Annotated in this window: 20 protein-coding genes; 7 read left to right on the forward strand and 13 right to left on the reverse strand. The window is 35.2% G+C overall.

Annotated features, from left to right (window positions below):
- Positions 1 to 24: 24 nt before the first annotated feature.
- The 4 genes from J655_RS14640 (at position 25) to J655_RS14650 (ending at position 4,813) form a co-directional block, all read left to right on the forward strand.
- Positions 25 to 1,431, forward strand: coding sequence for an amino acid permease (locus J655_RS14640; protein ID WP_032052605.1), 1,407 nt, complete (start codon positions 25 to 27; stop codon positions 1,429 to 1,431).
- Positions 1,432 to 1,438: 7 nt separating this feature from the next.
- Entirely contained in the window at positions 1,439 to 2,185 is a 747-nt protein-coding gene (locus tag J655_RS14645) for an alpha/beta hydrolase (protein WP_032006909.1), read from the forward strand.
- A 606-nt stretch (positions 2,186 to 2,791) separates the two neighbouring features.
- On the forward strand, positions 2,792 to 3,073 hold the full coding sequence (locus tag J655_RS0104540; RefSeq protein WP_005073920.1) for a DUF6527 family protein: 282 nt from the start codon (positions 2,792 to 2,794) through the stop codon (positions 3,071 to 3,073).
- 561 nt (positions 3,074 to 3,634) lie between these two features.
- On the forward strand, positions 3,635 to 4,813 hold the full coding sequence (locus J655_RS14650; RefSeq protein WP_032052606.1) for a S8 family peptidase: 1,179 nt from the start codon (positions 3,635 to 3,637) through the stop codon (positions 4,811 to 4,813).
- A gap of 45 nt (positions 4,814 to 4,858) precedes the next feature.
- Here J655_RS14650 and J655_RS14655 read toward each other — a convergent pair whose 3' ends face one another.
- Positions 4,859 to 6,313 carry a SulP family inorganic anion transporter gene (locus J655_RS14655; protein ID WP_032052607.1) on the reverse strand — a complete coding sequence of 485 codons (1,455 nt, stop codon included), beginning with the start codon at positions 6,311 to 6,313 and terminating at the stop codon, positions 4,859 to 4,861.
- A gap of 225 nt (positions 6,314 to 6,538) precedes the next feature.
- Entirely contained in the window at positions 6,539 to 7,171 is a 633-nt protein-coding gene (locus J655_RS14660; protein ID WP_005068940.1) for an SOS response-associated peptidase family protein, read from the reverse strand.
- Positions 7,172 to 7,564: 393 nt separating this feature from the next.
- Between J655_RS14660 and J655_RS14665 the strand changes: the two genes are divergently transcribed.
- Positions 7,565 to 9,001: a glucose/sorbosone family PQQ-dependent dehydrogenase gene (locus tag J655_RS14665; RefSeq protein ID WP_002121021.1), complete on the forward strand. Its 1,437-nt coding sequence runs from the start codon at positions 7,565 to 7,567 to the stop codon at positions 8,999 to 9,001.
- Positions 9,002 to 9,055: 54 nt separating this feature from the next.
- Here J655_RS14665 and J655_RS14670 read toward each other — a convergent pair whose 3' ends face one another.
- The 8 genes from J655_RS14670 to J655_RS14705 all read right to left on the reverse strand — a co-directional run bounded on the left by J655_RS14670 (position 9,056) and on the right by J655_RS14705 (position 20,732).
- Positions 9,056 to 9,499, reverse strand: coding sequence for a universal stress protein (locus tag J655_RS14670; protein WP_002120966.1), 444 nt, complete (start codon positions 9,497 to 9,499; stop codon positions 9,056 to 9,058).
- A 147-nt stretch (positions 9,500 to 9,646) separates the two neighbouring features.
- Positions 9,647 to 11,737, reverse strand: a complete 2,091-nt coding sequence (locus J655_RS14675) for a putative bifunctional diguanylate cyclase/phosphodiesterase (RefSeq protein ID WP_002120960.1) — start codon at positions 11,735 to 11,737, stop codon at positions 9,647 to 9,649.
- A 579-nt stretch (positions 11,738 to 12,316) separates the two neighbouring features.
- Positions 12,317 to 12,532 (reverse strand): hypothetical protein, encoded by a 216-nt coding sequence (locus J655_RS14680; protein ID WP_017480975.1) that lies wholly within the window; start codon positions 12,530 to 12,532, stop codon positions 12,317 to 12,319.
- A 194-nt stretch (positions 12,533 to 12,726) separates the two neighbouring features.
- On the reverse strand, positions 12,727 to 13,191 hold the full coding sequence (locus J655_RS14685; RefSeq protein ID WP_002121027.1) for a MarR family winged helix-turn-helix transcriptional regulator: 465 nt from the start codon (positions 13,189 to 13,191) through the stop codon (positions 12,727 to 12,729).
- An 842-nt stretch (positions 13,192 to 14,033) separates the two neighbouring features.
- Positions 14,034 to 15,752: a fructose-specific PTS transporter subunit EIIC gene (locus tag J655_RS14690; protein WP_032042415.1), complete on the reverse strand. Its 1,719-nt coding sequence runs from the start codon at positions 15,750 to 15,752 to the stop codon at positions 14,034 to 14,036.
- Entirely contained in the window at positions 15,739 to 16,686 is a 948-nt protein-coding gene (gene pfkB / locus J655_RS14695) for a 1-phosphofructokinase (RefSeq protein WP_032006459.1), read from the reverse strand. The genes J655_RS14690 and pfkB overlap by 14 nt, the downstream gene beginning before the upstream one ends.
- A gap of 15 nt (positions 16,687 to 16,701) precedes the next feature.
- Complete coding sequence (ptsP, locus tag J655_RS14700; protein WP_032042414.1) at positions 16,702 to 19,554, reverse strand: phosphoenolpyruvate--protein phosphotransferase; 2,853 nt, start codon at positions 19,552 to 19,554, stop codon at positions 16,702 to 16,704.
- A gap of 317 nt (positions 19,555 to 19,871) precedes the next feature.
- Positions 19,872 to 20,732, reverse strand: a complete 861-nt coding sequence (locus tag J655_RS14705) for an alpha/beta fold hydrolase (protein WP_032052608.1) — start codon at positions 20,730 to 20,732, stop codon at positions 19,872 to 19,874.
- 143 nt (positions 20,733 to 20,875) lie between these two features.
- Between J655_RS14705 and J655_RS14710 the strand changes: the two genes are divergently transcribed.
- Positions 20,876 to 21,331: a hypothetical protein gene (locus tag J655_RS14710; RefSeq protein ID WP_032052609.1), complete on the forward strand. Its 456-nt coding sequence runs from the start codon at positions 20,876 to 20,878 to the stop codon at positions 21,329 to 21,331.
- A 25-nt stretch (positions 21,332 to 21,356) separates the two neighbouring features.
- On the opposite strand, the gene J655_RS0104545 is transcribed toward J655_RS14710, so the two are convergent.
- From J655_RS0104545 to brnQ, 3 genes are all read right to left on the reverse strand, one after another.
- Complete coding sequence (locus J655_RS0104545; RefSeq protein WP_032052610.1) at positions 21,357 to 21,611, reverse strand: hypothetical protein; 255 nt, start codon at positions 21,609 to 21,611, stop codon at positions 21,357 to 21,359.
- Between the two features lie 259 nt (positions 21,612 to 21,870).
- Entirely contained in the window at positions 21,871 to 22,290 is a 420-nt protein-coding gene (locus J655_RS14715) for a GlcG/HbpS family heme-binding protein (protein WP_014206963.1), read from the reverse strand.
- Between the two features lie 189 nt (positions 22,291 to 22,479).
- Complete coding sequence (gene brnQ / locus J655_RS14720; RefSeq protein ID WP_002120935.1) at positions 22,480 to 23,781, reverse strand: branched-chain amino acid transport system II carrier protein; 1,302 nt, start codon at positions 23,779 to 23,781, stop codon at positions 22,480 to 22,482.
- A gap of 353 nt (positions 23,782 to 24,134) precedes the next feature.
- Here brnQ and map point away from each other — a divergent pair, with 353 nt between their 5' ends.
- A complete protein-coding gene (map, locus tag J655_RS14725) occupies positions 24,135 to 24,929 on the forward strand; it encodes a type I methionyl aminopeptidase (RefSeq protein ID WP_032052611.1) in 795 nt (264 codons plus the stop codon).
- Positions 24,930 to 24,949 lie beyond the last annotated feature (20 nt).

Genomic DNA, 24,949 nt, shown 5'->3' on the forward strand with positions numbered 1-24,949 from the left:
GCAGAAGAATGGCTAGGAGGGCCTATGAGCAGTTTTGATGAAATACAAAATCGAGAAGCGGGTTTACATAAAAAATTATCCGCAAAACAGATGGGAATGATTGCAATTGGTGGAGCGATTGGTACAGGGCTGTTCATGGGAAGCAAGTTCGCAATTAGCTTTGCTGGCCCAGCCGTCATTGTGAGTTATGCCATTGGAGGCTTAATCGCATTTGCTATTATGGCTTGTTTGGCTGAGATGACAGTCCAGCACCCTACGTCAGGCTCATTTGGGGCATATGCTGAGCATTATGTAAGTCCGCTTGCTGGGTTTTTAGTCCGTTATTGTTATTGGGCGTGTATTGTATTAGCGGTCGGTACAGAAATTACAGCAGTTGCTGACTATATGAAATTATGGTTTCCACATGTAGGTTCTTGGGTCTGGATTGCGTTTTTCTCGCTGACTTTGCTTGTGGTTAATGCATATAGTGTTAAAGCATTTGGGTTGGTTGAATATTGGTTTTCGACAATAAAAGTCTTTGCAATTATTGTATTTATTCTTTTAGCAATTGGCATTCTGACTCAAAGTCATGGAGGAACAGCTCAGGTTGTCTCTAATCTAACTGATCATGGGGGCTTTTTTCCTCATGGTTTTAGTGGAGTCTGGATTGGAGTAATCATTTCAATATTTAGTTATTTAAGTATTGAAATGATCGCTGTTGCAGCAGGTGAGGCTAAAGATCCAGAAAGAGCTGTTAAGAAAGCTTTTAAAAGTACGGCAATTCGCTTAATCCTATTTTATTTACTGTCTTTATTTCTTATTGTGGCACTTGTTCCATGGACAACTTTAATTGGAGCCGATGCGACCAGCCCATTTGTGATGGTAATGAAAATTGTAGGCATTCCATATGCGGACAGTATTTTAAATTTTATTGTAATTGTCGCGGCCTTATCAGCTATGAATAGTATGTTGTATATCTCAACACGTATGCTATTTAGCTTGTCACGAGCAGGTGATGCACCAAAACTATTTGGTCGTATTAGTCATAATGGCGTACCAATTAATGCGTTGTTATTGTCAGCTGTTGGTATTGGTATTGCGAGTATTGTTTATACCATTAATCCGAGCTCTGCTTTCCCGATCATGATTGCTTTATCTATGTTTGGTGCGTTGTTCACTTGGGGCAGTATTTTTGTTACCCATATGTTTTTTAGAAGGAATATGGCACGAAAAGGAGAACAGTTAAAATTTAAGGTTCCAGCGAGTCAGTTAATCTCCCTTTTAGGATTAATCGCAATTTTAAGTATTACGATCACAACGTGGTTTACCAATGAATTCAAGTCAACTTTACAGTTTGGAGTCCCATTAGTTGTTGTTCTTACATTTTTCTATTATTTAAAACGTTCATCAGCCAAGCTTGCTTTAAATGCTCATGAAGAATCGTTGAAGTGAGAGACTTATGCGACCATATGATAATTCTAGAACCGTAGCGAATGAACATGAAATATTGGCAGAATTTAAAAGAACAAGCTTGTTGAGCTATCAAAAATTTACCCATATTGCAGATATCCAATATGGTACGCACTCACGGTCAACTTTAGATTTTTTCCCATTAGAACAAGCCAAAAAGACTGTTATTTTTATTCATGGTGGATATTGGCAATGGTGTGATAAATCAGATTTTGCATTCATCGTACCGTATGTTCTAGCCAAGGGTGCACAGTGTATTCTTTTAGAATATGATCTGGCCCCACAAAGCAAAATTTCAGATATTGCTTCTCAAGTTAATCAAGCTCTCGATTTTATTCGAGAGCAAGACTGGAAAACTAATGAGGTAGTTTTGGTTGGGCATTCGGCAGGGGCGCATCTGGCTGCTTTGTCATTAGGCCATCCACTCATATCTGAGATGGTTTTGTTAAGTGGAATTTATGATCTTGAGCCTATACAAAATACACATTTAAATCATGCTCTCAATCTTTCAAGCGAAGATATCTTAAAATACAGTCCTGTTCATCAGTCAAAACGAATTACTACTCCATGTTCAATTTTCTGTGGTGAACTCGAACTTGATGAGTTGAAATGGCAAAGCCAAAATTATTTTGAAATGAAGAAAAGGCAAGATCAGGATTTTGTTTCTTTCAAGCTTATTCCTAAAATTAACCATTATTCTATTTTAAATCATTACTTTAATAATATTTTAATTTAAGTGTTTGAAATGGAATGTAATTGAGTAAAGAAAAACAGATTAAACTTATTAGAAGATAAAATGTGAGATAAATCACAACTCAACCTAATTTTTATAAAAATTAAGTATCCTTATTGACCTGACTATAGAACTTAATTAGATTAAAAAGATAGTGCTTTCTCACTAAGCGGCAAAATGTTTAGCTGTTGTTTAGTTGAGTTTCAAGTCCGTAGCTTCCCAAGATGCGGACTTTTTTATTTGATTTTTAAAAACAATAAGATAAATCGAATTTTGTTTTTGGATATGGCATTAATATCTATTTAATGATTAATATGAGTTAATCACATAGCCCTCTGCCAAATAAGAAACAAACTAGTATTTGCTTTTCATTATTTAACTGGAATTATCATTTAATTAATAGATTATATAAAATATATTTTACCAAACTAACAAAGGGTGAGATTACACTCGGAAGTTCATGAATTTGTCATATAGGTTAGATAAATTAAAAACAGAAAAATAAAAGAGAGAAGGCTATAGTACATAATTTAATAATATATAGAATCTTTAAATAATTGGTTTAGTCGGCTCTTATGAGTTGGCTTTTTTATTTTTAAAGGAGTGTTAATGAAAGTACAGTATTTCGAAGGAGGTATGTATAAACATATGTGTCCTGCTTGCGGATATCTTCATTATATTCCTGTACATTATCCTTTCTCTAACGGCAACCAATGGTTTTTTAATGGTAACTTGGAAAAACCGACATTTGATCCCATCATAAGTATAAATGAATATTGTAATTACTTTATTAAAGATGGCTTTATCGAATATAGCGTTAATTGTAGGCATCATTTAGCTGGTTGTAAGGTTGAGCTGCCAGAACTAAAATTAAAAAACTATAGAATATAATTGATTTTAGTATTTATTAATTATGGCCATTTAAAGGACTGCACGTTTCCTTAATTATCACATATTTTTGCAATATATCTTTACATATTTGATACTGAACACATATAGTTTAAAAAATTGTAAATCTCTTTTAGTTGAAGGCTATATTATAATTTGCAAGAATTTTCATAACTTACTGTTTTATATTTTTATTTATGGATATCTGGAAATTTTTAAAAAGCTTTAATACAACTGGAACATATCTCATTATTTCTACATTTATATTATTTTTAATGATTATATATTTTTACATTATACATCCCACCTAAACTAAATTATAAATAAAGTAAGGTAATTATTTATTCTAAAATGTTTGATTTATTGGTTTATTTGAATTGGTTCTCAATTTTAATTGAAAAAAGATAATAGCATTGTATAGGTCCAAGTTTTATGAAAACATGACGTGGTTATAATATATGGAGAATATAATAAAAATTCCTTTCTAAAGATGTTAATCCCTAAATATAAAGACTGTACTGATCATAACAATGATGTCTAAAGTAAAAAATATGGAGATTTTCTATGAAGTTTTGCCAAGTTTCGACTTTTCTTTTAGCAATAGCGCTGAGTCATTTAACATATGCTGCACCTGCTACAACAAATTCTGTATTAGGCTCATCTGAAGCAAAAGGAATTATTAAAAATCAATATATTGTTATTCTTAATAAGGATGTGGGTTCTTCTAACGAGTTTGCACAAGGTATTGCTAAACAACATGGTGGGAAGGTATTACAGACCTATGATGCTGTACTTAAGGGATTTGCAATTTATTTACCCGATGTTGCCGGTACTACTTTTGTTGAAGCCATGAAAAAAAATCCAAAAGTCGTTTCAGTAGAAAATGACACAATCATGAAAGTTGATGCGACTACCCAAAGCAACCCAGATTGGGGACTAGATCGTATTGACCAAAAAAACTTACCTCTAGATTCAGCATATTCGTACTTACAAACAGGTTCAGGCACAACCGCTTATATTGTTGATACAGGAATATTGTCTACACATCAACAGTTCTCTGGACGGGTATTAAGTGGCTATACCGCGATATCTGATGGAAATGGCACAAACGACTGTCATGGTCATGGTACACATGTGGCAGGAACAGTGGGTGGTAGTACCTATGGGGTTGCCAAGAATGTAAGCTTAGTGCCTATTCGGATTTTAGGATGTGATGGTTCTGGTGCTTCGAGTAATGTGATTGCGGGGCTAGATTGGATATTAAAAAATGGTAAAAAGCCAGCTGTAGTGAATATGTCTTTAGGTGGTGAAGCAAACGCATCTTTAGATAGTGCAGTAGAAAACTTATTTAATAATGGCTATGTAATGGTTGTGGCTGCAGGAAACTCGAATACAGATGCATGTAGTTCTTCTCCTGCCAGAGTAGGTAAGGCAATTACTGTCGCTGCTACAGATAATACTGATACACGAGCGAGTTATTCTAATTATGGAAGCTGCGTTGATATTTTTGCGCCAGGAAACCAGATCAATTCTTCATGGATTGGGAGCAATACAGCAACTAAAGTTTTAAATGGAACTTCAATGGCTACTCCACATGTTGTTGGAGTCGTAGCTGAAATGTTGCAAAGTACACCTACAGTAACACCTCAGACAATCTCAACTAATCTGTTAAATCAAGCAAGTAGTAATGTGGTAAAAAATCCTTCTGGTAGCCCAAATCGATTGTTATATAAATCACCTTAATAAGAAGTATGTCTTGAAATTGGAAAAGGTCCCGAAGGACCTTTTTTAGATTTTTGCATGAGTACCATATTTATCAATCATGATTGAACTGGCTTCATTTAAACCGCGAACCGTTACCTGAATACCGTTCTTTTGAAATTTATTTACTACTGAATCTAGCATGGCAACTGAAGTCACATCCCAAATATGAGAGTGGGTAAGATCAATAATGACTTCTTTAATTTCTTCTTTAAAGTTAAAACCTTGCATAAATTTTTCAGATGAACTGAAAAATATTTGACCTCTTAATTCATATAGACGAGCTTGACCCTCGAATGAAGTTTCAATACGAATATCATTTTCAAGTTTATTTGCTAAGAAAAGTGCTGAAAGTAATACTCCAGTTAATACACCTAACGCTAAGTTATGGGTAGCAACTACTACAATAACGGTTGCGATCATAACGACATTACTACTTTTAGGATTATTTTTAAATTGAGTCAGTGAACTCCACTCAAAAGTACTAATTGATACCATAATCATGACGGCAACCAGAGCGGCCATGGGAATAACCTTTAACCAGTCACTTAAAAATACAACGAGAATAAGTAAGAATATACCTGCGCAAAAAGTGGATAAGCGTGTGCGACCACCCGATTTTACATTAATCATTGATTGACCAATCAGGGCACACCCCGCCATACCTCCCATAAAACCTGAAGCGATATTTGCAATGCCTTGACCTTTACATTCTTGAAATTTATCACTAGATGTATCTGTCATTTCATCAACGATTGTTGCAGTCATCATTGATTCAAGTAAGCCAACCGCGGCAAGGGTTAAAGAATATGGAAGAATAATAAGGAGGGTTTCTAAATTTAAAGGAATATTCGGAATTAGAAATATAGGTAACGTATCTGGTAATGAACCCATATCACCAACAGTTCGAACATCAAACCCTAAAAAAATAGCGAGTAATGTTACTACTACAATACAAATAAGGGGCGAGGGAAAGAACTTTCCAATTTTTGGAATATAGGGGAAAAGGTAAATAATTCCTAAACCAATTGCTACTAGTAAGTAGACATGCCACGTCACATTTACCAATTCTGGTAATTGAGCCATAAAGATGAGTATGGCAAGGGCATTAACGAATCCAATAACCACCGATTTAGAAACAAAACGCATGAGTTTGGCAAGTTTAAAATATCCGGCCAAAATCTGTATGACGCCAGTTAATACTGTCGCAGCGAATAAGTATTGAAGCCCGTGTTCCTTTACGAGCGTTGTCATAACCAAAGCCATGGCACCCGTAGCTGCCGAAATCATAGCTGGACGACCGCCTACGAAAGAAATAATAACGGCAATACAAAAGGATGCATATAAACCGACTTTGGGATCTACACCCGCAATAATTGAAAATGCAATTGCTTCTGGAATTAAAGCAAGACCCACAACAAGACCGGAAAGAATATCTGCGCGGACATTAGAGAACCATTGTTCTCGGACATTCGATAACATGAGAAATAGCCTAAGTTCTAAATTTTGAAAGGCTAGTGATGTGATATACCAACACAAACGACTACACCACATCACTAAACAGTGATGAGTTATTTACAAGGGATAGGGGTAAATAAACTTAAGGTGGCGTAAGTATCATAGGTATAGAGAGTTTGAGACATTTAAAAGTGCCCGAAGAATAGCATAAGTTTTTAAGGCTGACTAACCTAAGTCGACTAAACCGATTTAATTATAATTTTTCATTTCAGCTTTTGGCATTGAGGCAAATTCATTCGCAGGCATATCTAAGAAAAAATCTTTGGCTTCAGAATGAGTACAGTTGAGCCAATCATTTCTAAGATTATCAGGTATCACAATAACCGAACGTTTTTCATCATCAGGTTTGTGAAATTGTTTCATGAAAGGGTGATGATCAGCATTAATTGTTAATAGCGACATTGACCTAATTTTCTGTCCATCAATAAGTGTTTCCTCAAAGATCGCAGCCAGTGTAAAAGGTTGCCCATCTTGCCGGAAAATACCATACCAATGTGCTTTTCCATTGACATATTTAGGTTCATAAATGGCTTCAACAGGAATAAGCGCAAATTGATCATTTAACCAAGCATGTTTAAAAGAGCGCTTTTGTTGTACTGTTTCTGTTCTGGCATTATACGTTGCATATTTGAATGCAATTTCTTTGGCATAAGGGGGAAGCATTCCAAATTTAGCTTTTCTCCACTCAAGCTCATTTTCATTCGATAAAATAAGTGGGCAATCATCACTTGGGAAAATATCCATCTTATATTCAAAAGTGGGTTCAAATAACTCTAATTGATTGGCATGTATTTTCTTAATAGGTTTAAAGTTTGCACACATAAGACACCTTCGTTGTAAAAATAGCTCTCAATTACAGCTTCTAACTTTTAGTCTTTAGTGATGTATATTTTTATAATTAGAATTGTCTCTTTGAGTATTAATTTTTAACTATCAATTACTTCGTTAATAAATATTTATTTAACTCATGGCCATTTCAAAAAAGTTTCAGATATAAAATTAATAGAATAGATAAATCGTATAGTTAAGTTGCTCATCTTAAAGAGAGTTTATTCAGTTTTAATAGCTACTTTTATGCAACAGAGCCTTTCAGAAATTTAGATTTTAATAGATTCGTTATTCATCATAATACAAATCATATAGAGAACTCGTACAAACCAGTTGCTAAAGGTTTAAAAATTCTCGGAAAATTTTGACAATTTATAAGGTGGACACATGAATAAACATTTATTGGCTAAAATTGCTTTATTAAGCGCTGTTCAGCTAGTTACACTCTCAGCATTTGCTGATGTTCCTCTAACTCCATCTCAATTTGCTAAAGCGAAATCAGAGAACTTTGACAAGAAAGTTATTCTATCTAATCTAAATAAGCCGCATGCTTTGTTATGGGGACCAGATAATCAAATTTGGTTAACTGAGCGAGCAACAGGTAAGATTCTAAGAGTTAATCCAGAGTCGGGTAGTGTAAAAACAGTTTTTCAGGTACCAGAGATTGTCAATGATGCTGATGGGCAGAATGGTTTATTAGGTTTTGCCTTCCATCCTGATTTTAAAAATAATCCTTATATCTATATTTCAGGTACATTTAAAAATCCGAAATCTACAGATAAAGAATTACCGAACCAAACGATTATTCGTCGTTATACCTATAATAAATCCACAGATACGCTCGAGAAGCCAGTCGATTTATTAGCAGGATTACCTTCATCAAAAGACCATCAGTCAGGTCGTCTTGTCATTGGGCCAGATCAAAAGATTTATTATACGATTGGTGACCAAGGGCGTAACCAGCTTGCTTATTTGTTCTTGCCAAATCAAGCACAACATACGCCAACTCAACAAGAACTGAATGGTAAAGACTATCACACCTATATGGGTAAAGTACTACGCTTAAATCTTGATGGAAGTATTCCAAAGGATAATCCAAGTTTTAACGGGGTGGTTAGCCATATTTATACACTTGGACATCGTAATCCGCAGGGCTTAGCATTCACTCCAAATGGTAAATTATTGCAGTCTGAACAAGGCCCAAACTCTGACGATGAAATTAACCTCATTGTCAAAGGTGGCAATTATGGTTGGCCGAATGTAGCAGGTTATAAAGATGATAGTGGCTATGCTTATGCAAATTATTCAGCAGCAGCCAATAAGTCAATTAAGGATTTAGCTCAAAATGGAGTAAAAGTAGCCGCAGGGGTCCCTGTGACGAAAGAATCTGAATGGACTGGTAAAAACTTTGTCCCACCATTAAAAACTTTATATACCGTTCAAGATACCTACAACTATAACGATCCAACTTGTGGAGAGATGACCTACATTTGCTGGCCAACAGTTGCACCGTCATCTGCCTATGTCTATAAGGGCGGTAAAAAAGCAATTACTGGTTGGGAAAATACATTATTGGTTCCATCTTTAAAACGTGGTGTCATTTTCCGTATTAAGTTAGATCCAACTTATAGCACTACTTATGATGACGCTGTACCGATGTTTAAGAGCAACAACCGTTATCGTGATGTGATTGCAAGTCCAGATGGGAATGTCTTATATGTATTAACTGATACTGCCGGAAATGTCCAAAAAGATGATGGCTCAGTAACAAATACATTAGAAAACCCAGGATCTCTCATTAAGTTCACCTATAAGGCTAAGTAATACAGTGCATTAAAAAACCGATCTATAAAGATCGGTTTTTTTAGTTTTAGAAAACTATTCAGTTACGACTAATACCGGTAAATGAATTTCTCCTAAAAGGGCTTGAGTCACACTTCCTAAGAAGAACTTTTTAAACCCTTTTCGCCCATGTGAGCCAATCACTAATAAATCTGCTTTTAGCTCATTAGCTGCTTTAATAATTTCTGTGTGGATTGTTTGACCCTCAACAATTTTTGTTTCAACAGAAATTCCATGTTGGCTAAATTGTTCTTTAGCTTGGTCTAAAATGCTCTGAATCGATGCTCTAGCTTTATTAAAATAATCCTGTGCTAATTCTGTACTATCGATGAACTCTACAGAAATGAAAGGATCTATGGTAAGTGCATATACTAGAGTCACTTTACTGCCAAAGGCCTTAGCAATTGCTGTTGCATGATTAACGGCAATAAGTGAAGTAGGAGAACCATCGACTGGAACCAAGATATGGTGATAACTCATATATTGCTCCTTATTGTCTTGTGACAATGTATGGTGCGGAAACACCGAAATTATTATCTTTATGCTTATATTATGAACAGTTTTTAAAAAATTATTGTTTATTTTTAGTATGAATAAAAACTAAAAGGTTCATTAAACCTCTTATTTTCAAAGATTGTAATGACTTTCTAAGTAAGGCTGATTTTGTTTAAGTATGGAAATAACCTGAGTAGCATCTATAGCAGATTCAAACAAGAATCCTTGACCTATGCTATAACCAAATTGTCGAAGTAGTTCTTCTTGTTCTGGAGTTTCAATTCCTTCAGCGATAAGCCCGAGTGATAAATTTGGAGCGAGTAAACCAATTGCTTGGACAATCGCATAAATTGATGGGTCATGTTGCATCTTTTGGATAAAGCTACAATCTACTTTTAAACTGTCAATCGGGTAATCGCGAATATGGGTTAGCGATGAAAAACCAGTCCCAAAGTCGTCAAGTGCAATACGTACCCCATGCTGTTTTAATTTATTAAGTGCACGGATCACATATTCCGAGCCTCGGTCGCCTAGCATGTGCTCAGTGACTTCCACTTCAATATAATGCGTCGGTATTTGAAATTGATTAACCTTTTTCAAAAGTCTCTCAGCATAATTATCTCTTAAGAACTCAACTGGTGCAGCATTTAGTGAAACAGGGAGTGGGGTAATACCAAGATTTATCCATTTAGCGATATCACGTAAAACTTGGTGTTGCATCGTTTCACCGATCTTACTCGCTAAATTATAATCTTTAAAAGCTTCCGCAATTTGTGCTGGGTAGCCTCTTTGAGCTGAGGTTGTATGCCATCTTAATAAAGCTTCAAATCCCACTACACGATGGGTATTTAGGTCTACTTTAGGTTGATAATAGGGTTGGATGGTATGATGGCGAATCAGCTGACGAGCTAAATTAAGCTGAGAAGCGACAGTTTCAGTCATTTGCATCATGCATGGATCATACATGCGAATACCACCACGACCACGCGCTTTTAAATCATGCAATGCCATATCGGCACAACTGAGCAAACCTGACTGGTCTACGGCATCTTGCGGGTAAATTGCGCAGCCAATGCTCATCCCACCATTTAAGACATTACCTAAATAGGTAATCGGCTGATTTAACTGTTGAAGTAAAATGGCTGCTAACTCTCGGACATCATTTTCAGAATTAAGGTTATTAATAATAACCGCAAATTCGTCTCCGCCTAGTCGCGCGACAACGCACTTTTCATCATCTACACAATGACTAAAGCGTTTGGAGAGAACTTTTAATAGATGATCGCCTGCGCTATGCCCTAAAGTATCGTTAATATGTTTAAAGTGGTCGAGGTCAATTAAAAGTAACCCTACACTTGTTTGAGTGTCTTTTGAATATGAGAGAGTACGCTTAAGTTGAAATTTAAATGAACGCCGATTATATAATCCGGTCAGTTCATCTCTCTCACTCATATTCCTAAGCTGGTTTTCTGCCAAATGTTGTTGAGTAACATTACGTGAGACACAAAGGATTTGTCCAATTTCACCATTTTCCCGATGAATCGGGGTAAGCATATTATCCCAATACTCAGGATCCTGATCTGGCAAACAGCTCATTCCTGCAAATCTAGCAACTTTACCTTGAAGAGCTTTTTTCAAAGCGACTCGACCGCGTTTACGAATGTGCGGTGGTAATAGTTCGAGCCATTTCATTCCAAATTCTGTTTCATCAACAGGTACACCTAAAGCGAGGCACCCTGATTTGTTCATGTGAGAAAGTGTGCCGTCTACATTTAAAACTTTAATGCAATCTACACTGATATCTAACATCTGATTTTGTATTTCAATGTTCTTTTGCAAGTTTTGTTGTTCTTGAATATCGTGATCTATATCTAAAAAGCTAACATACCATTCGCTAGTTTGTGAGGAGCTGCGATACTTAGATGCTTGAATCGATAGTTTGCACCATCTATATTGATTTCCAGCTCGTAAAAGTCGACATTTTAATTCGATTCTTTTTTGTAGGCGAATTGCTTCGAGCCATCTGTTTTTGACTTCATCTAAATCGGTAGGATAAATAAAATCTAGCCATTGCGCTGGCAATGGAGAAAAAGTATCCAACCAATATTCTGTACACTCTATATTGCAATATAATATCAAGCCATTTTCATCACTCACCCAAGTCGGGAGTGGAATTTGCTCAACAATAAAATGCTTTTGGGTGTTGTTCGACATTGAAGTCATAACATGCCTAGAAAGATTGTGTTGATTAATCTATTTATTAGCCATTATTGTAATCTTTCTGTAGTAAGCAAAACAGCAAATAATAAATTTTATGTGTATTTTTTTTGAACTAAAATTGAGTTATTAAAACTAATATATACTAAAGATTTAATTTATGTTTTTGTTATTTATTAATTTTTATTTATCTTTCTTTAAAAAAATATTTATGCTTATTTTTGTAAAAAATTTATTAAAACAGCAGCTTATAATTATCCATATATATTTGTCATATTAAAAATAAAACTAAGAAAGTAGAAGGAGTAAAGATAAAAAATAAAGAATTTGATAAATCAAATTTTATTCATAATATAAACAAAGAAGCTCTCAAAAGAGGTTAATTAAATACAATAATCGCTATTAAGTTTACAAAAGTAATATAAAATAATAGCTTGTATTATCGTAAAATTCTTTTTGTCAAAAAGGATATATATTTCCTTTTTGTGCATTTTATAGCCTACATTTTCCCCAAGATGTAGGTTTTTTTTATGCATAATTTTTATAGATTTTAATTATAAAAATAAAAAAAGCCAAAATGGCTTTTTATACAGTTTCTGGTTTTTTCAACTGTTGTTGTATGTACAGATTCATATAGTACTGTTCGATATAATCATCAGCATAGTTGTTTGCTAAGGTTTTTGTTGCCACTTGCTCATGTTTTAAATAGCAGTTTGATTCAAGATCTTTTTCAAGTACCCACCAGCTACGGTTAATACGACGTACCTGAAATTTGTCACTTTTGTATTTTCTTTTAGCCATTTTCCGAAATTTGCTATTCAGTTATTGAAAGAGAATTTCTACTGGAGTTAAGAGCTCAAGTCAACAGATAGAAGGTTAATTGATTATTTTATGTGGGATGCTATTTCTCTCAATATCAAAGTAGAGACATTAATATAGTTAAGCTCTCGTAATGAGAGCTTAACTATTGCTTATAAATAGATTCTTATTTCGTCTTAGCGAGAAAGGTTCTTTAAAAGTAATTTTAAACTTTCCATCATTTTTTCTAACTGCAAAGGAGTAATGCCTTCAAAAGACTGTTCAAGTACTACACTGGTTAGGTCATTGATCTTGTTGATCATTTCAGTGCCTTTTTCTGTAAGTACTACACGAGTAATACGACCATCAGTCTGGCAAGAGTAGGTCTCAACCAATCCTTCATCTTTCAAACGATAAACAATTTTTGTGGTGGTCGACATTTTTGAAATAATCATATCTGAAAGCTCAGAAACACTCGCATGAGGCTTGCTGCTTAAGGCCAACATAATGCGTCGACGTGAGTTATCTAAACCATATTTTTTTAAAGCATTATCAATATTTTGTACATACTGAGCATGTACTTGAGTAATCCAATAATATGGAAAATCTTCAAGAGTAAAAGATTCTGTTGTAGGTAAAAAACGCGCATACTTCTTTGTCATTGACTTTTCCCCATACCTTGGTGGATCGCATTCCTGGTGAACTATCTTTAATAGTTGAAAAATATAGTTTCATCAAGCAAGTTATAGCAGGACTTTACTTGATGAGCAAAAGTTATATAGCTTCATTTAACAATGACATGGTTTAATTGTCCTTATCTTTATAAAGCGTTTCTACAACTTTGCGAACTTTAAATACTCTTCAGCTATCATCAAAGATTATTAAAGGTAAAAACTGCTTAACAGGGCTGTACCTAAAACTCTTTGAGTGGATATGTAAGATTGCATCTAAGCTTGCTTGATCGTTAATTGAACGATATTGCTTGCAAGGGCATCGTAGAAAAAAAATTATGATTTGAACGTGGCATTGAACGAGAAAGTTTTTGTCTCTAAAGTCATAACTATGGAAAATTAAGATATTTAAATAAAAAATATTTATATATATCATGGTTTTATATTGTTTTAGTGTGAAGGGAATTTACCATACATTTAACATGAAACATCTATTATTTAGTAAAATAAAATTAGATTTATATATTAAGTAACTGATTTTATTAATAGATTTCAAATATTATTTTAAATAATAAGCTTTTGAAATAGAGGTATTTTTGTCTATAAATTATAATTTTAATAAATTTTATCCATTAAATCTCAAAAGAGCGAACTCTAACCATAATACTCGCAGAAGAAGTGCCTACACAGATTATGGCAAGAGCTATTCAGATTAAATGATTTAAGTTTCAAAGAAAGGGAATTAAATATTAAAAACTTTCAGTTTAAATTTTTATGAGATCAGGCACATATAATTTATAAAAAAAGGGAGAATTTATATTCTCCCTTTTTAATTATGAAACAGTCACAGTTTTTTCTTCTATTTTTTTCTTAACAATCGCATAGCTTATCCCTGTAACAATACTACCAGCAGCAATTGCAGCAAGGTATAGCCAAGCATGATTAATTGCATTTGGAATTAAAAGAACAAATACACCACCGTGAGGAGTAACTAACTCACAATGGAACAAGGCAACAAGTGCGCCAGTTACAGCTCCACCTAAAATACAAGTTGGAATAACACGCATAGGGTCTTTAGCTGCAAAGGGAATAGCACCTTCAGAAATAAAACATAAACCTAATACAAAAGCTGCTTTACCTGCATCTTTTTCTCCTGTATTAAATTTATTTTTAGCAATGAAAGTCGCAATAGCCATACCAAGAGCAGGGACCATACCACCGGCCATCGTGGCTGCCATAGGCATATAAGTATTTGTTGTCAGTAATCCAACAGTAAAAGCGTAAGCTGCTTTATTGATTGGACCACCCAAATCAATACACATCATACTTGCTAATATAATTCCCATTAACACGGCATTTGTTGTACCCATGTTGTTTAAGAAATCTTTCATTAGCTCAAAAATATGCGCTACGGGCTGTCCAACCACATAAAACATGATAAGGCCAACAAATAATGTACCTAATAATGGAATAATTAAAATGGGTTTAAGTGCTTCTAAACTTGTAGGAAGTTTGAGTTTTTTTGCAATAAAAAGTGCGATATAGCCTGCAAGAAAACCAGAGACAATACCTCCTAGAAAACCTGCTTGTAGCTGAGAAGCGAGTAAGCCTCCAATTAAACCAGGTGCGAGACCAGGGCGGTCAGCAATTGAGTAGGCAATATAACCAGATAACATTGGAACCATAAGCATAAATGCTGCGGCCCCGATTTGTTTTAATATGGCTGGTAAGCTGCCTGCTTGCTCAGCTGCATTGAGACCAAAGCATAAAGAGAGGGCAATTAAAAGACCTCCTGCCACCACCATAGGTAACATATAAGAGACACCTGTTAAGAGATGTTTATATACGCCAACTTTTTCGGCTTTATCTTTATTTTCTGTAGATGTTTGTTGCTTACCTTGTTCTAAAACTTGCGCATTACTGATTGCTTCAGCAAACGCTTTATCTGTTTGCTTCAGAGCAAAACCTGTACTACATCTATAAACACGTTTACCTACAAAACGGTCTGTATTAACTTCAATGTCAGTCGCAAGAATAACGATGTCTGCATCAGCAATAGCTTGAGGTGATAAGATATTTTTTGCGCCAACGGAACCTTGAGTTTCTACTTCAATATCATAACCGTGTCTTTCTGCACCTTGCTGTAAAGCTTCGGCGGCCATAAAAGTATGCGCAACGCCCGTAGGACATGCAGTGATCGCAACAAATTTTTTAGCTGTAGATGCTGATAAGCTATTATCATTTTGCCAGTCTTGAGCAGATTTAAAATGATCTAAAGCAGTTTGAAGAGCTGACAGAGCATCACTTTTGATCTCTTCAATATTAATAAAAGATAAAGGGTGCGTACCAAAAATATTAAGATTTTTCGGGCGTTGTCCAACAACGATAACTTGGTCAAAGCTTTCATTCACTTCGAATTCATCAAGTGAAATAATGCTATTTTGATAACCCTGTTGGGACGCGACTTGTGCAAGCTTACGAGCTAAAATCAAAGCATTGACTTGCTGTTGCGGACTATTAATAACAAATAATAAACGTTTAGCAGTTGGCATCAGATTCACTCAATGAATTGATTGTTGTTTGGGCTTTTAATTGGTTTAGCTTTTCAGCATTAGGAATACGAAAGCCTACTTGTGTTACAGCGTGACTTGCAATTGCTGTAGCAGTTTTTAATGTTTCTTCAGCAGAGAAGCCACTCAATAAGCCATGAATCATACCTGCTAAAAGAGAGTCACCCGCACCAACTGTACTTTTAACTATTACTTTAGGTGCTGTGGCATGAAGTGGGTGAGTGTCATGTAACCAGTTTACACCGTCTTCACCCATTGAAATAACGACATGTTCAATTTTGGCTAGGTTTTCAAAAAGCTTTTTTTGTTCAGCATAGGTTGTAGCAGGAAGCTGATAACTTTCTACTAACTCATCTGTATTTGGTTTAATCATCCATGGCTGACATTCAATGGCAGCAACCAACGCTTTACCACTTGTATCTAGTGCAACTTTTTTCCCTTGCGCTTGAATGAGTTTAATAAGTTGTTTTAACTCATCAACACTAAATCCCTGCGGAAGGCTTCCAGCAATAGCAACCACATCTACCAGAGGCAAAATCATTTCAATTTTTTGGAAGAGGTGCTTCTTATCAAGTTCAGATACGAAAAAACCTTTTCCATTTAAATCCGTCATACGTCCTGAATGTTCAGCAATTTTTATATTTTGGCGAGTTTCACCTTCAATATAAATAAATTCAGATTGAAATTGAGCTTCTTTAAAATGGTCATCGAAAATCTGTCTGTTTGTTGCTCCTAGAAAACCAGAAACAACAACCTCATGCCCCAAATCTTTTAAAACTTGTGCAATATTTAAACCTTTGCCTGCCGCATGTATTTCTACAGATTGTTGGCGGTTTACTTCACCTATCTGTAACTCATTGAGTTGTATAGTCACATCAATTGCAGGATTTAAAGTAATTGTTAAAACTTTAGCCATTACCATTCCTAATTTTTACATTTCTTGTTCGGATAACTGACGTACAGCAGTAGCGCTATCACATTCAAGTGCACGCTTTGCAAGCACTTGAGCTTGGCTGTAGTTAAGTGTACGAATTTGGGCTTTAACCAAAGGAATACTATTCGGTGACATACTAAGCTCATCCACCCCTAAGCCCATTAGAATGGGTACAGCTTTTGGATCGGCTGCGAGTTCACCACATATACCAACCCATTTGCCATACTTATGTGCAGCTTTTACAGTTTGATCAATTAATTGCAAAATACTTGGGTGTAGCCCATCTGCTTCAGCCGATAGAATAGGGTGTCCACGATCAATGGCTAATGTATATTGAGTTAAGTCATTTGTTCCGATACTGAAAAAGTCCACTTCTTGCGCGAGGATAGGTGCAAGTAAAGCAGCAGAAGGAACTTCAATCATGATCCCAACTTGTAAGTCGGCGCATGGATATGTCGCTTTAACTTCATCAAGAATAGCTTTTGCAGCACGCCATTCTTCTACACGTCCAATCATTGGAAACATAATTCTTAAAGGGCGGTCATCTGCAGCTTTAAGCAGAGCAATAAGTTGTTGACGCAACAGCTCTGGCTGTCTTAGCGTTAAACGAATACCTCTCAATCCTAAAAATGGGTTTTCTTCTTCAGCAATTGGAAGGTAAGGGAGTGGTTTGTCACCACCTACATCTAGCGTACGTACTACGAGGGGACGGCCTGCAAGAGCATCTAAAACGATGCGATAATCTGCTTCTTGGGTAGCTTCACTCGGAGCGCTACTATGGGCCATAAAAACAAGTTCAGTCCTAAGTAGGCCAATTGCTTCGGCACCACATTCTACTGCATGAGGGGTCGCTTGAACTTTTCCTAAATTGGCAGCAATTTCGATTTGGTGTTGATCCAGAGTAATTGCAGGTTCTTGGCTATGACGTTCAGCTTCTTCACGAATTTTTTTCTGAAGCTCTCGCTCTTGTTTCGCTTGTTCGATTTGTTGAGCATTAGGATTTAAGATAAAAGCTCCGGTATCTCCATTAATTAAAAGAGAACTTTTTTGCTCAATATCTAGTACTTGATCACCAGCGCCAACAATTGCAGGGATACCTAAAGCACGAGCAACAATGGCACTATGAGCGCTTGCACCACCTACGGCGGTCAAAATACCTGCTACACGATCTTTATTAAGGCGGGCTACATCACTTGGTCCGACGTCATACATAATCAATATATAAGGTTCTTTAGGTTCTTCGATGATGACCTCACCGCAGAGTTGAGCCAAAACGCGATCACCAATATCACGTAGGTCTGTAGCACGCTCAGCCAGTAATCGATCTGGTAAAGCTGCTTGCTCTTTGGCTGCTGCTTCAATATGCTCATGCCAAGCAGCAGGAGCAGAAAGATTTAGGTTAATCTTTTGATAAACACCATTAATAAGATCTGGGTCATCAAGCATTTCCAAATGTGCTTGGAAGATTTGCTTAATTTCAGCCACTTCAGATTTTGCAATAACTTGGTGAATATTGTTTTTAACTGCGTGAAGTGCAATATCAAGTTTTTCTTTTTCTGCTTTGACACTTAAGCCCATGCGTTCATATTGGTAAACCTTAGGTTTAATTACATGTACAGGGCCAAAAGCTAAACCGCTTGAAGCAGCAATTCCTGTATTTGCGCTAAGTGGTTTTGAATGGCTTGGGATTTCACTAGATTGCTCTACTTTGATGTCTGAAGATTGTATAGGTTCAACTTCTTCACCTAAGCCTTGTTGCACTGCCAGAATAACTTTATCTAAAGCTTCAACTGCATCCGTTTCTGGTTCAGCAATGAAACGTAAAGTTTGGCCGCGTTTACAACCTAAAGCTAAGAGACGTGTCAAACTTTTAGCTGAAACAAAATTGCCTTCATCTACTGCGACTTGGATATCACCTTGAAAACTTTTTGTTAAGTTTACTAAATGAGTTGCTGGTCGAGCATGTAATCCATGTGCATTAGCGAGTACAACAGAACGGTGGGGCCAATCGGGAATAACATCTGCACCAATGATTTTAGCAATTTCATTTGGTGCTTGTGTTTGGTCTAATTGTGCAACTTGCTCTGGATTAAACAGAATATCAATCAGTCGATTAAATCTCTGGCTATCTAATTGTTCATTGGCAGCTATACAAACTAGCGTATTTAATTTTTGTCCGCCTAGGTCTAAAGCATGGCGGGGCTTTACAATACTGATTGCTGGTTGTTGAACAAACTTACTGCTTGAAATAGACCAGATTTGATCTTGTAGTTGAATAACTTGATCAGGGTCAAGTGAACTTAGAAAACCGCACTTTACGAAATTGTGTTTTTTTAGAATCTGAGATGCAGACCAAAATAAATCTTCAATATCTTGAGATTCAATTTCAGTTTGAATTAAATTTTCATGCAAAGTTAGAGATAATGGTTGAGCTTGTAAGATTTCAATAATTTGTTCAGGTTGTTTAGCATTTTTTACCTGTTCACTTACATCATGCATTAAAGCTCTAGTTAATATTTGTAGAACTTGTAAATGTTCATCAGATTTTGCTGCAATCACGACAGCTAAATAAATTCTGTTTTCACCATCCCATATAATTCCTTCTGGAAAATGAGCTAAACGGATACCTGTTTCTAAAATAAATTCGCGAGATTGGGGGGTGCCGTGGGGAATAGCAATACCTTGACCTAAATAGGTGGCACTTTGCTGTTCTCGATTGATGAGTCCTGTAATGTAGTCAGGTGTAACTAACCCATCTTTTACCAATATATCTACTAGACACTGTAATGCATGCTTTTTATCAACAGCATGTTGATTCATATGAATATGTCGAGGCTCTAGTGCTAGCATACTTATCCTTGAACAATTTCTTTGGTTTAGCTAAACAGAAAAAAAGAAGCTGTTTGTATTAAAATAGGTTAGTTTAACCGTTTTTAAACAACAGCTTCGTATAAATAACGATAGCAGAACTTTAAAGCTATATCGACGTATTTACGTAAAAAATGCTTGTTTTTAATACAAAGGAATAGGTGATTAATATATTTTAATTTTCTATGATAATTATTAGGTTAATAAGGTAACTTTATAAAAAAAATTGGGTATTAATATTAAAAAAAAACCTCTATACCGGATTACGGGTATAGAGGCAAAAGTAAAAGATCCATAGATTAGTGTTGGATTTCTTTTTCTAAAAGTGACCATAAATTTTGATGTGATTTTTTAAACATTAGCATGTGCCCAATTGATTTATGCCCAAGTTTCATGGGATTCAGCTCTAGCATTTTTGTGGGTGCATTAGGATAGAGTTTTAATAAATCTTCAACGTTACGCTTGGTTGCAATTTCATCGTCACTTGCCCAAATGGAAGTAATAGGGCAGATAATTTCAGTATGAAAATCATGGTGGATTGTTTTACCAATAGCATTTTTCACATAGCCAGGATAGCTGCAAAATTCTCGCCATTGTTGGGCGACTTTTTTAGGTAAGTTTTCTCCCATTCCAATAAATTGAGTAGCACCATAACCTTTAATAGCACTAGAAATTGGAAAGATGACATTGAACATTACTGGTGCTAAAAACTTGGTTTTACCTTTAAGACCTTTTACATGGCCAGTGGAACCCGCGACCGCGATAACTTTTGCTACTTTATGAAAATTAGGCACAATTCCTAATAACTGTCCTCCAGCACTATGGCCAAGAAGAGTAACTTGCTGTGCTTCGGTTTTCCCCAGTAAAGTATCAATTGCACAAGGGATATCAAGAGTTCCCCAATCATTAATACTTGCAGTACTTTGCTTTAACGGCCCATGCAATGAATCTCCAATTCCACGGAAATCAAAGCTTAATACATCATAGCCTTGATGACTTAACCAGTTAGCAAAAGAATGATAAAAGTTTTTGGTAATACCTGTTGCCGGACAGATCAACACGGGATTTGCTATTTTTTTTGATTGAGCTGGATAAAAATGTGCTGCAAGTTGATAACCGTCTTTGCAGGTCATCCAAAATGATTCAAAAGTGTTATCCATAATATTAAGTAAAGATTGGTTTATTGATGACTTTAAATTTACATGAGTTCCAAAATGAAACTTGATTAAAATGTGACTGCAAAGTCAATATTTATGTTATATAGCTCATTAAATTTTCAATAAAACGAATAATTGGAAAAAAGATGGATTTATCGAAAGCTGTACAGCTTGCAATTGTGTTTAGTGGCGTATTTTTATGGATAGGGATGTTAACTGGGGTATGGAAATATTGGCAAATACGCCGTTCAGAATTAAGTCGTGCTCATTATTATGTGGATATCGCTCATCGAAGTAGTTTGTTATATGCAGCTGCTAGCCTAATTTTAGCTGTATTAAGCTATTTTACTGTTTTAAATGAAAATATTACTTTATGGTGTGTGTTCGCAAATATTCTATTTTTTAGTTTTTCAATTCTGGTTTATATCATACATGGCTATTTACAGGACACAACAAATCAATTCAAACGTCCTCACAAGCTAGGTCGTTTAAGCTTACCTTCATGGATGATGACTTTAATGATGGTGGGATTAATTTTGACTGAATTATTAGCTACAGCTATTTTAGTTATCGGAACAATTTTTTTATTTTTGGATGTATAAAAATGGATGATTGCTCATCCATTTTTTAAGTATTAAAGTTTTGTTGACTAAGACGTCTTTTAGCTAGTTTTCGCATCTTATGGTCGACAAAGGCCCACACACAAAATATGAAAGAAACAACCATCGCATACATAAAGTATTCGGGTTTCAGATTTCCTTTAATCATACCTTGAAACAGTAAAGTCAGCATAAGAGCAAGCGGTGTTACTCCATAAACAACTGAATCTTTGCTGTTCAGAGTGTTAATGAAGACTTGTTTGTTGAAATGTAATGATAACATCTCCATCCCTCCTTGTGGTTACGCTAAAACCGAATGTTTTAGTCAAGAATAAGTTTAATGTTGTACTTCTATTTTTAATTCAATTCAATAGTGAATAGAAAATTTTTTGAACAGTTTTATAAAAAACTCTATGTTTATAAATGGTTAAGGTATTAAAAAAGTAAATATTAAATATTTTTGTATAAAATACTTAATATTTTAGAAAAGAGAAAATATTTTAATGAAAAGTATAATAATTTCTCTTTTCTATCATTTCAGTTTAGCTGTTTTGTTTTTTTAAAAATGTATCAATCGCATGTTGAGCAATTTCTGCATCTTCAAAAGATTGGACACCAGAAACGCCAATCGCCCCTAAAATTTGCCCGTCATAAATAATGGGTTTTCCACCTTCTAACATTCCTTGAGCACTAGGCATACTTAAAAAACCTAAGCGTCCACTTTGCAGAAGTTCTTCATAAAATTTTGAAGGTCTACCTGATATTGAAGAGCATTTTGCTTTTTCTAAGCATAAATGTGAGGATAAAGGTGAAGCACCATCTAAACGTTTCATCAACAGTAGAGAACTTGTTTCATCAACAATAGCGATACTGACTTTAAAGTTGTGTTCAATTGCATATTTTTGAGCTTCTTCCATTAAAAACTCTGCATCTGCTTGTGTTAGGTAATATTTACTTTTCATTGTTGCTCTTCTTTCCTAGTAAGCTAAAAATTATTTTAGTGTAATTTTACAGTAAAAACTGATTATATCTATAGTTGATTTGTCATTGAAAGTAGTGTGGAAATAAAATGCCGGTTGGGTAAACTCAGCATTTTATTCAATATATAAAATCATGTTTGGGTAAAACTCGATTTCAAAATAGACACTAGATTAAATGTTTTTAAATTTAACTTTGTCGATAATTACGGTAATTGCGAGAACAACTAAAGATGGGATCAACCAAGCTAAGTTTTGTTCATTTAAAGGTAAATGTTGAAGAAAATTAGGTAAATAATCACCAAAACCAGCAACTTTAATACCGTCAATAATACCGAAAATTAAAGCAATACTTGTTACTGAACCGACAATAAAAGAGGGTTTGTGCCAAAATTTCCAAAAGAAGCTCAGCATAATCACAACAATTGCTGGTGGATAAATTGCACTTAAAACAGGTACTGATACAGCAATAAGTTTGGTTAATCCAAGATTAGAAATAATGAAAGAGAAACCAACTAAAATGAATACTAAAAGTTTGTAAGGCAACTTAGTTAACTGAGCAAAATACTCACCGCAAGCACAAGTTAAGCCAATCGCTGTCACCATACATGCTAGAAAAATTAGTCCAGTTAAGAATAATGAACCCATATTGCCAAAAGCATGTTGAACATACGCATGTAAAATTACTGCACCATTTGCTGCATTTGGTGCTACTTCATGACTACCTACACCTAATTTGAATAAGCTTAAATAGACTAAAGTAAGACCTGCACCAGAAATAAGACTGGCAATAATCGCATACTTAGTGACTAATTTTTTATCGGTAACACCACGCGAATAAATCGCTTGAATAATTACGATACCGAATACTAGTGCGCCTAAAGTATCCATAGTGAGATAACCATTTACGAAACCTTCCGAAACTGGAGATTCAACGTAATGGTTGATTGGAGCAGGGACGTAACCCGCTGGGATCATAACTGCTGCAATACCTAAAATTGCTAAAGCAATAATTTTTAGCGGAGCAAGCACATGACCAACAGTATCCAATAACTTGTTTGGATAAAGTGAAACTACAGTTACAAATGAAAAATAAATTGCGCTGTAAATTAAAAGGCTACTACTTGATGTTCCAAAATAAGATGAAAAACCAATTTCATAAGAAACAGTAGCTGTACGTGGGGTAGCAAATAAAGGGCCTACTGATAAATAACAAACAACGGTTAAAATCAGACTTGCTACTCGACCAAGAGGAGAGCTAATAATTTCAATGGAACCCTGCATACGAGAGAGTGCCATGATGGTAATTACAGGTAGACCAACTGCAGTAATCAAAAAGCCTATAGCGGCTAGCCATACATGATCACCGGCTTGTTGAGCGACAATGGGAGGAAAGATAATATTACCAGCCCCAATAAAAAGAGCAAAGGTCATAAAACCTAGGGCAATAATATCTCCAGTACGAAGATGTTGCATAAATTAAAATTAATAAAAAAGAAGGAATTTTAGAGCAAACGAGAGCATGATCAAGCGGTATTTTATGTGAAAAAGATTTTTTTCAAAGCATAAAAACCTTTAATAGATATTAAAAATATCAACTGGTTAAGGTATGTATTTGAAAAACCATTGAAAGAAATTAGGAAATCATTTTTTGTCTCTGACTTTTTAAAGAAATTATGCAAAAATAAAAGTAAGAATTTCTATTATGAATGTTGAATATTTGGGCATTTAATGCTTCCAGCCTATCCTATATCCGTTCTAGAATATTCTAAATTAACTTACATTTTTGTAGGCGTGGTAAAAAGCAGTGTCTACGAGGATAAAACTGAATGAGAGCTTCTACTGTTACAATAAAAACTGAACAAGATCTGGAAAAGTTAAGAATTTCTGGACGCTTGGCTGCACAAGTTTTAGAAATGATAGGGGCATATATTAAACCGGGTGTATCTACTGAATATTTAGATAACCTGTGTAATGACTATATTGTAAATACTCTAAAAGTTATTCCTGCGAATGTGGGATATCATGGTTTTACTAAAACAATATGTACATCAGTAAATGAAGTAGTTTGCCATGGAATTCCGTCACCGAATAAGATTTTAAAAGATGGCGATATTATTAATATTGATGTCGCAATTATTAAAGATGGCTATTTTGGTGATACGAGCCGCATGTATTTTGTAGGTGATGTAAACCTGCAAGCAAAAAAACTTGTTGATACAACTTATGAAGCGATGGTTGCTGGGATTCATGCTGTTAAGCCAGGAGCTACACTAGGCGATATTGGTTATGCTATTCAGTCAGTTGCTCATCGAGAAGGGTATAGTATTGTTCGAGAGTATTGTGGTCATGGGATTGGTAAGGTTTATCATGAACAACCCAATGTTCTACATTATGGACAGCGTGGACAAGGCTTAGTATTAAAAAAAGGTATGGTTTTTACGATTGAACCGATGATTAATGCAGGTAGACCACAGGTTAAAGAGTTAAATGACGGATGGACAGTTATTACTCAAGATCTTTCGTTATCTGCGCAATGGGAACATATGGTTGCTGTAACTGACACTGGCTTTGAACTCTTAACACCTTGGCCTGAAGGTGTAGGAAATTATCCTGCAATTTAAAAAAATAAAAAGTTCGATAA

It is taken from the genome of Acinetobacter sp. 1294243, from assembly GCF_000588015.1.
GTDB lineage: Bacteria > Pseudomonadota > Gammaproteobacteria > Pseudomonadales > Moraxellaceae > Acinetobacter > Acinetobacter pittii.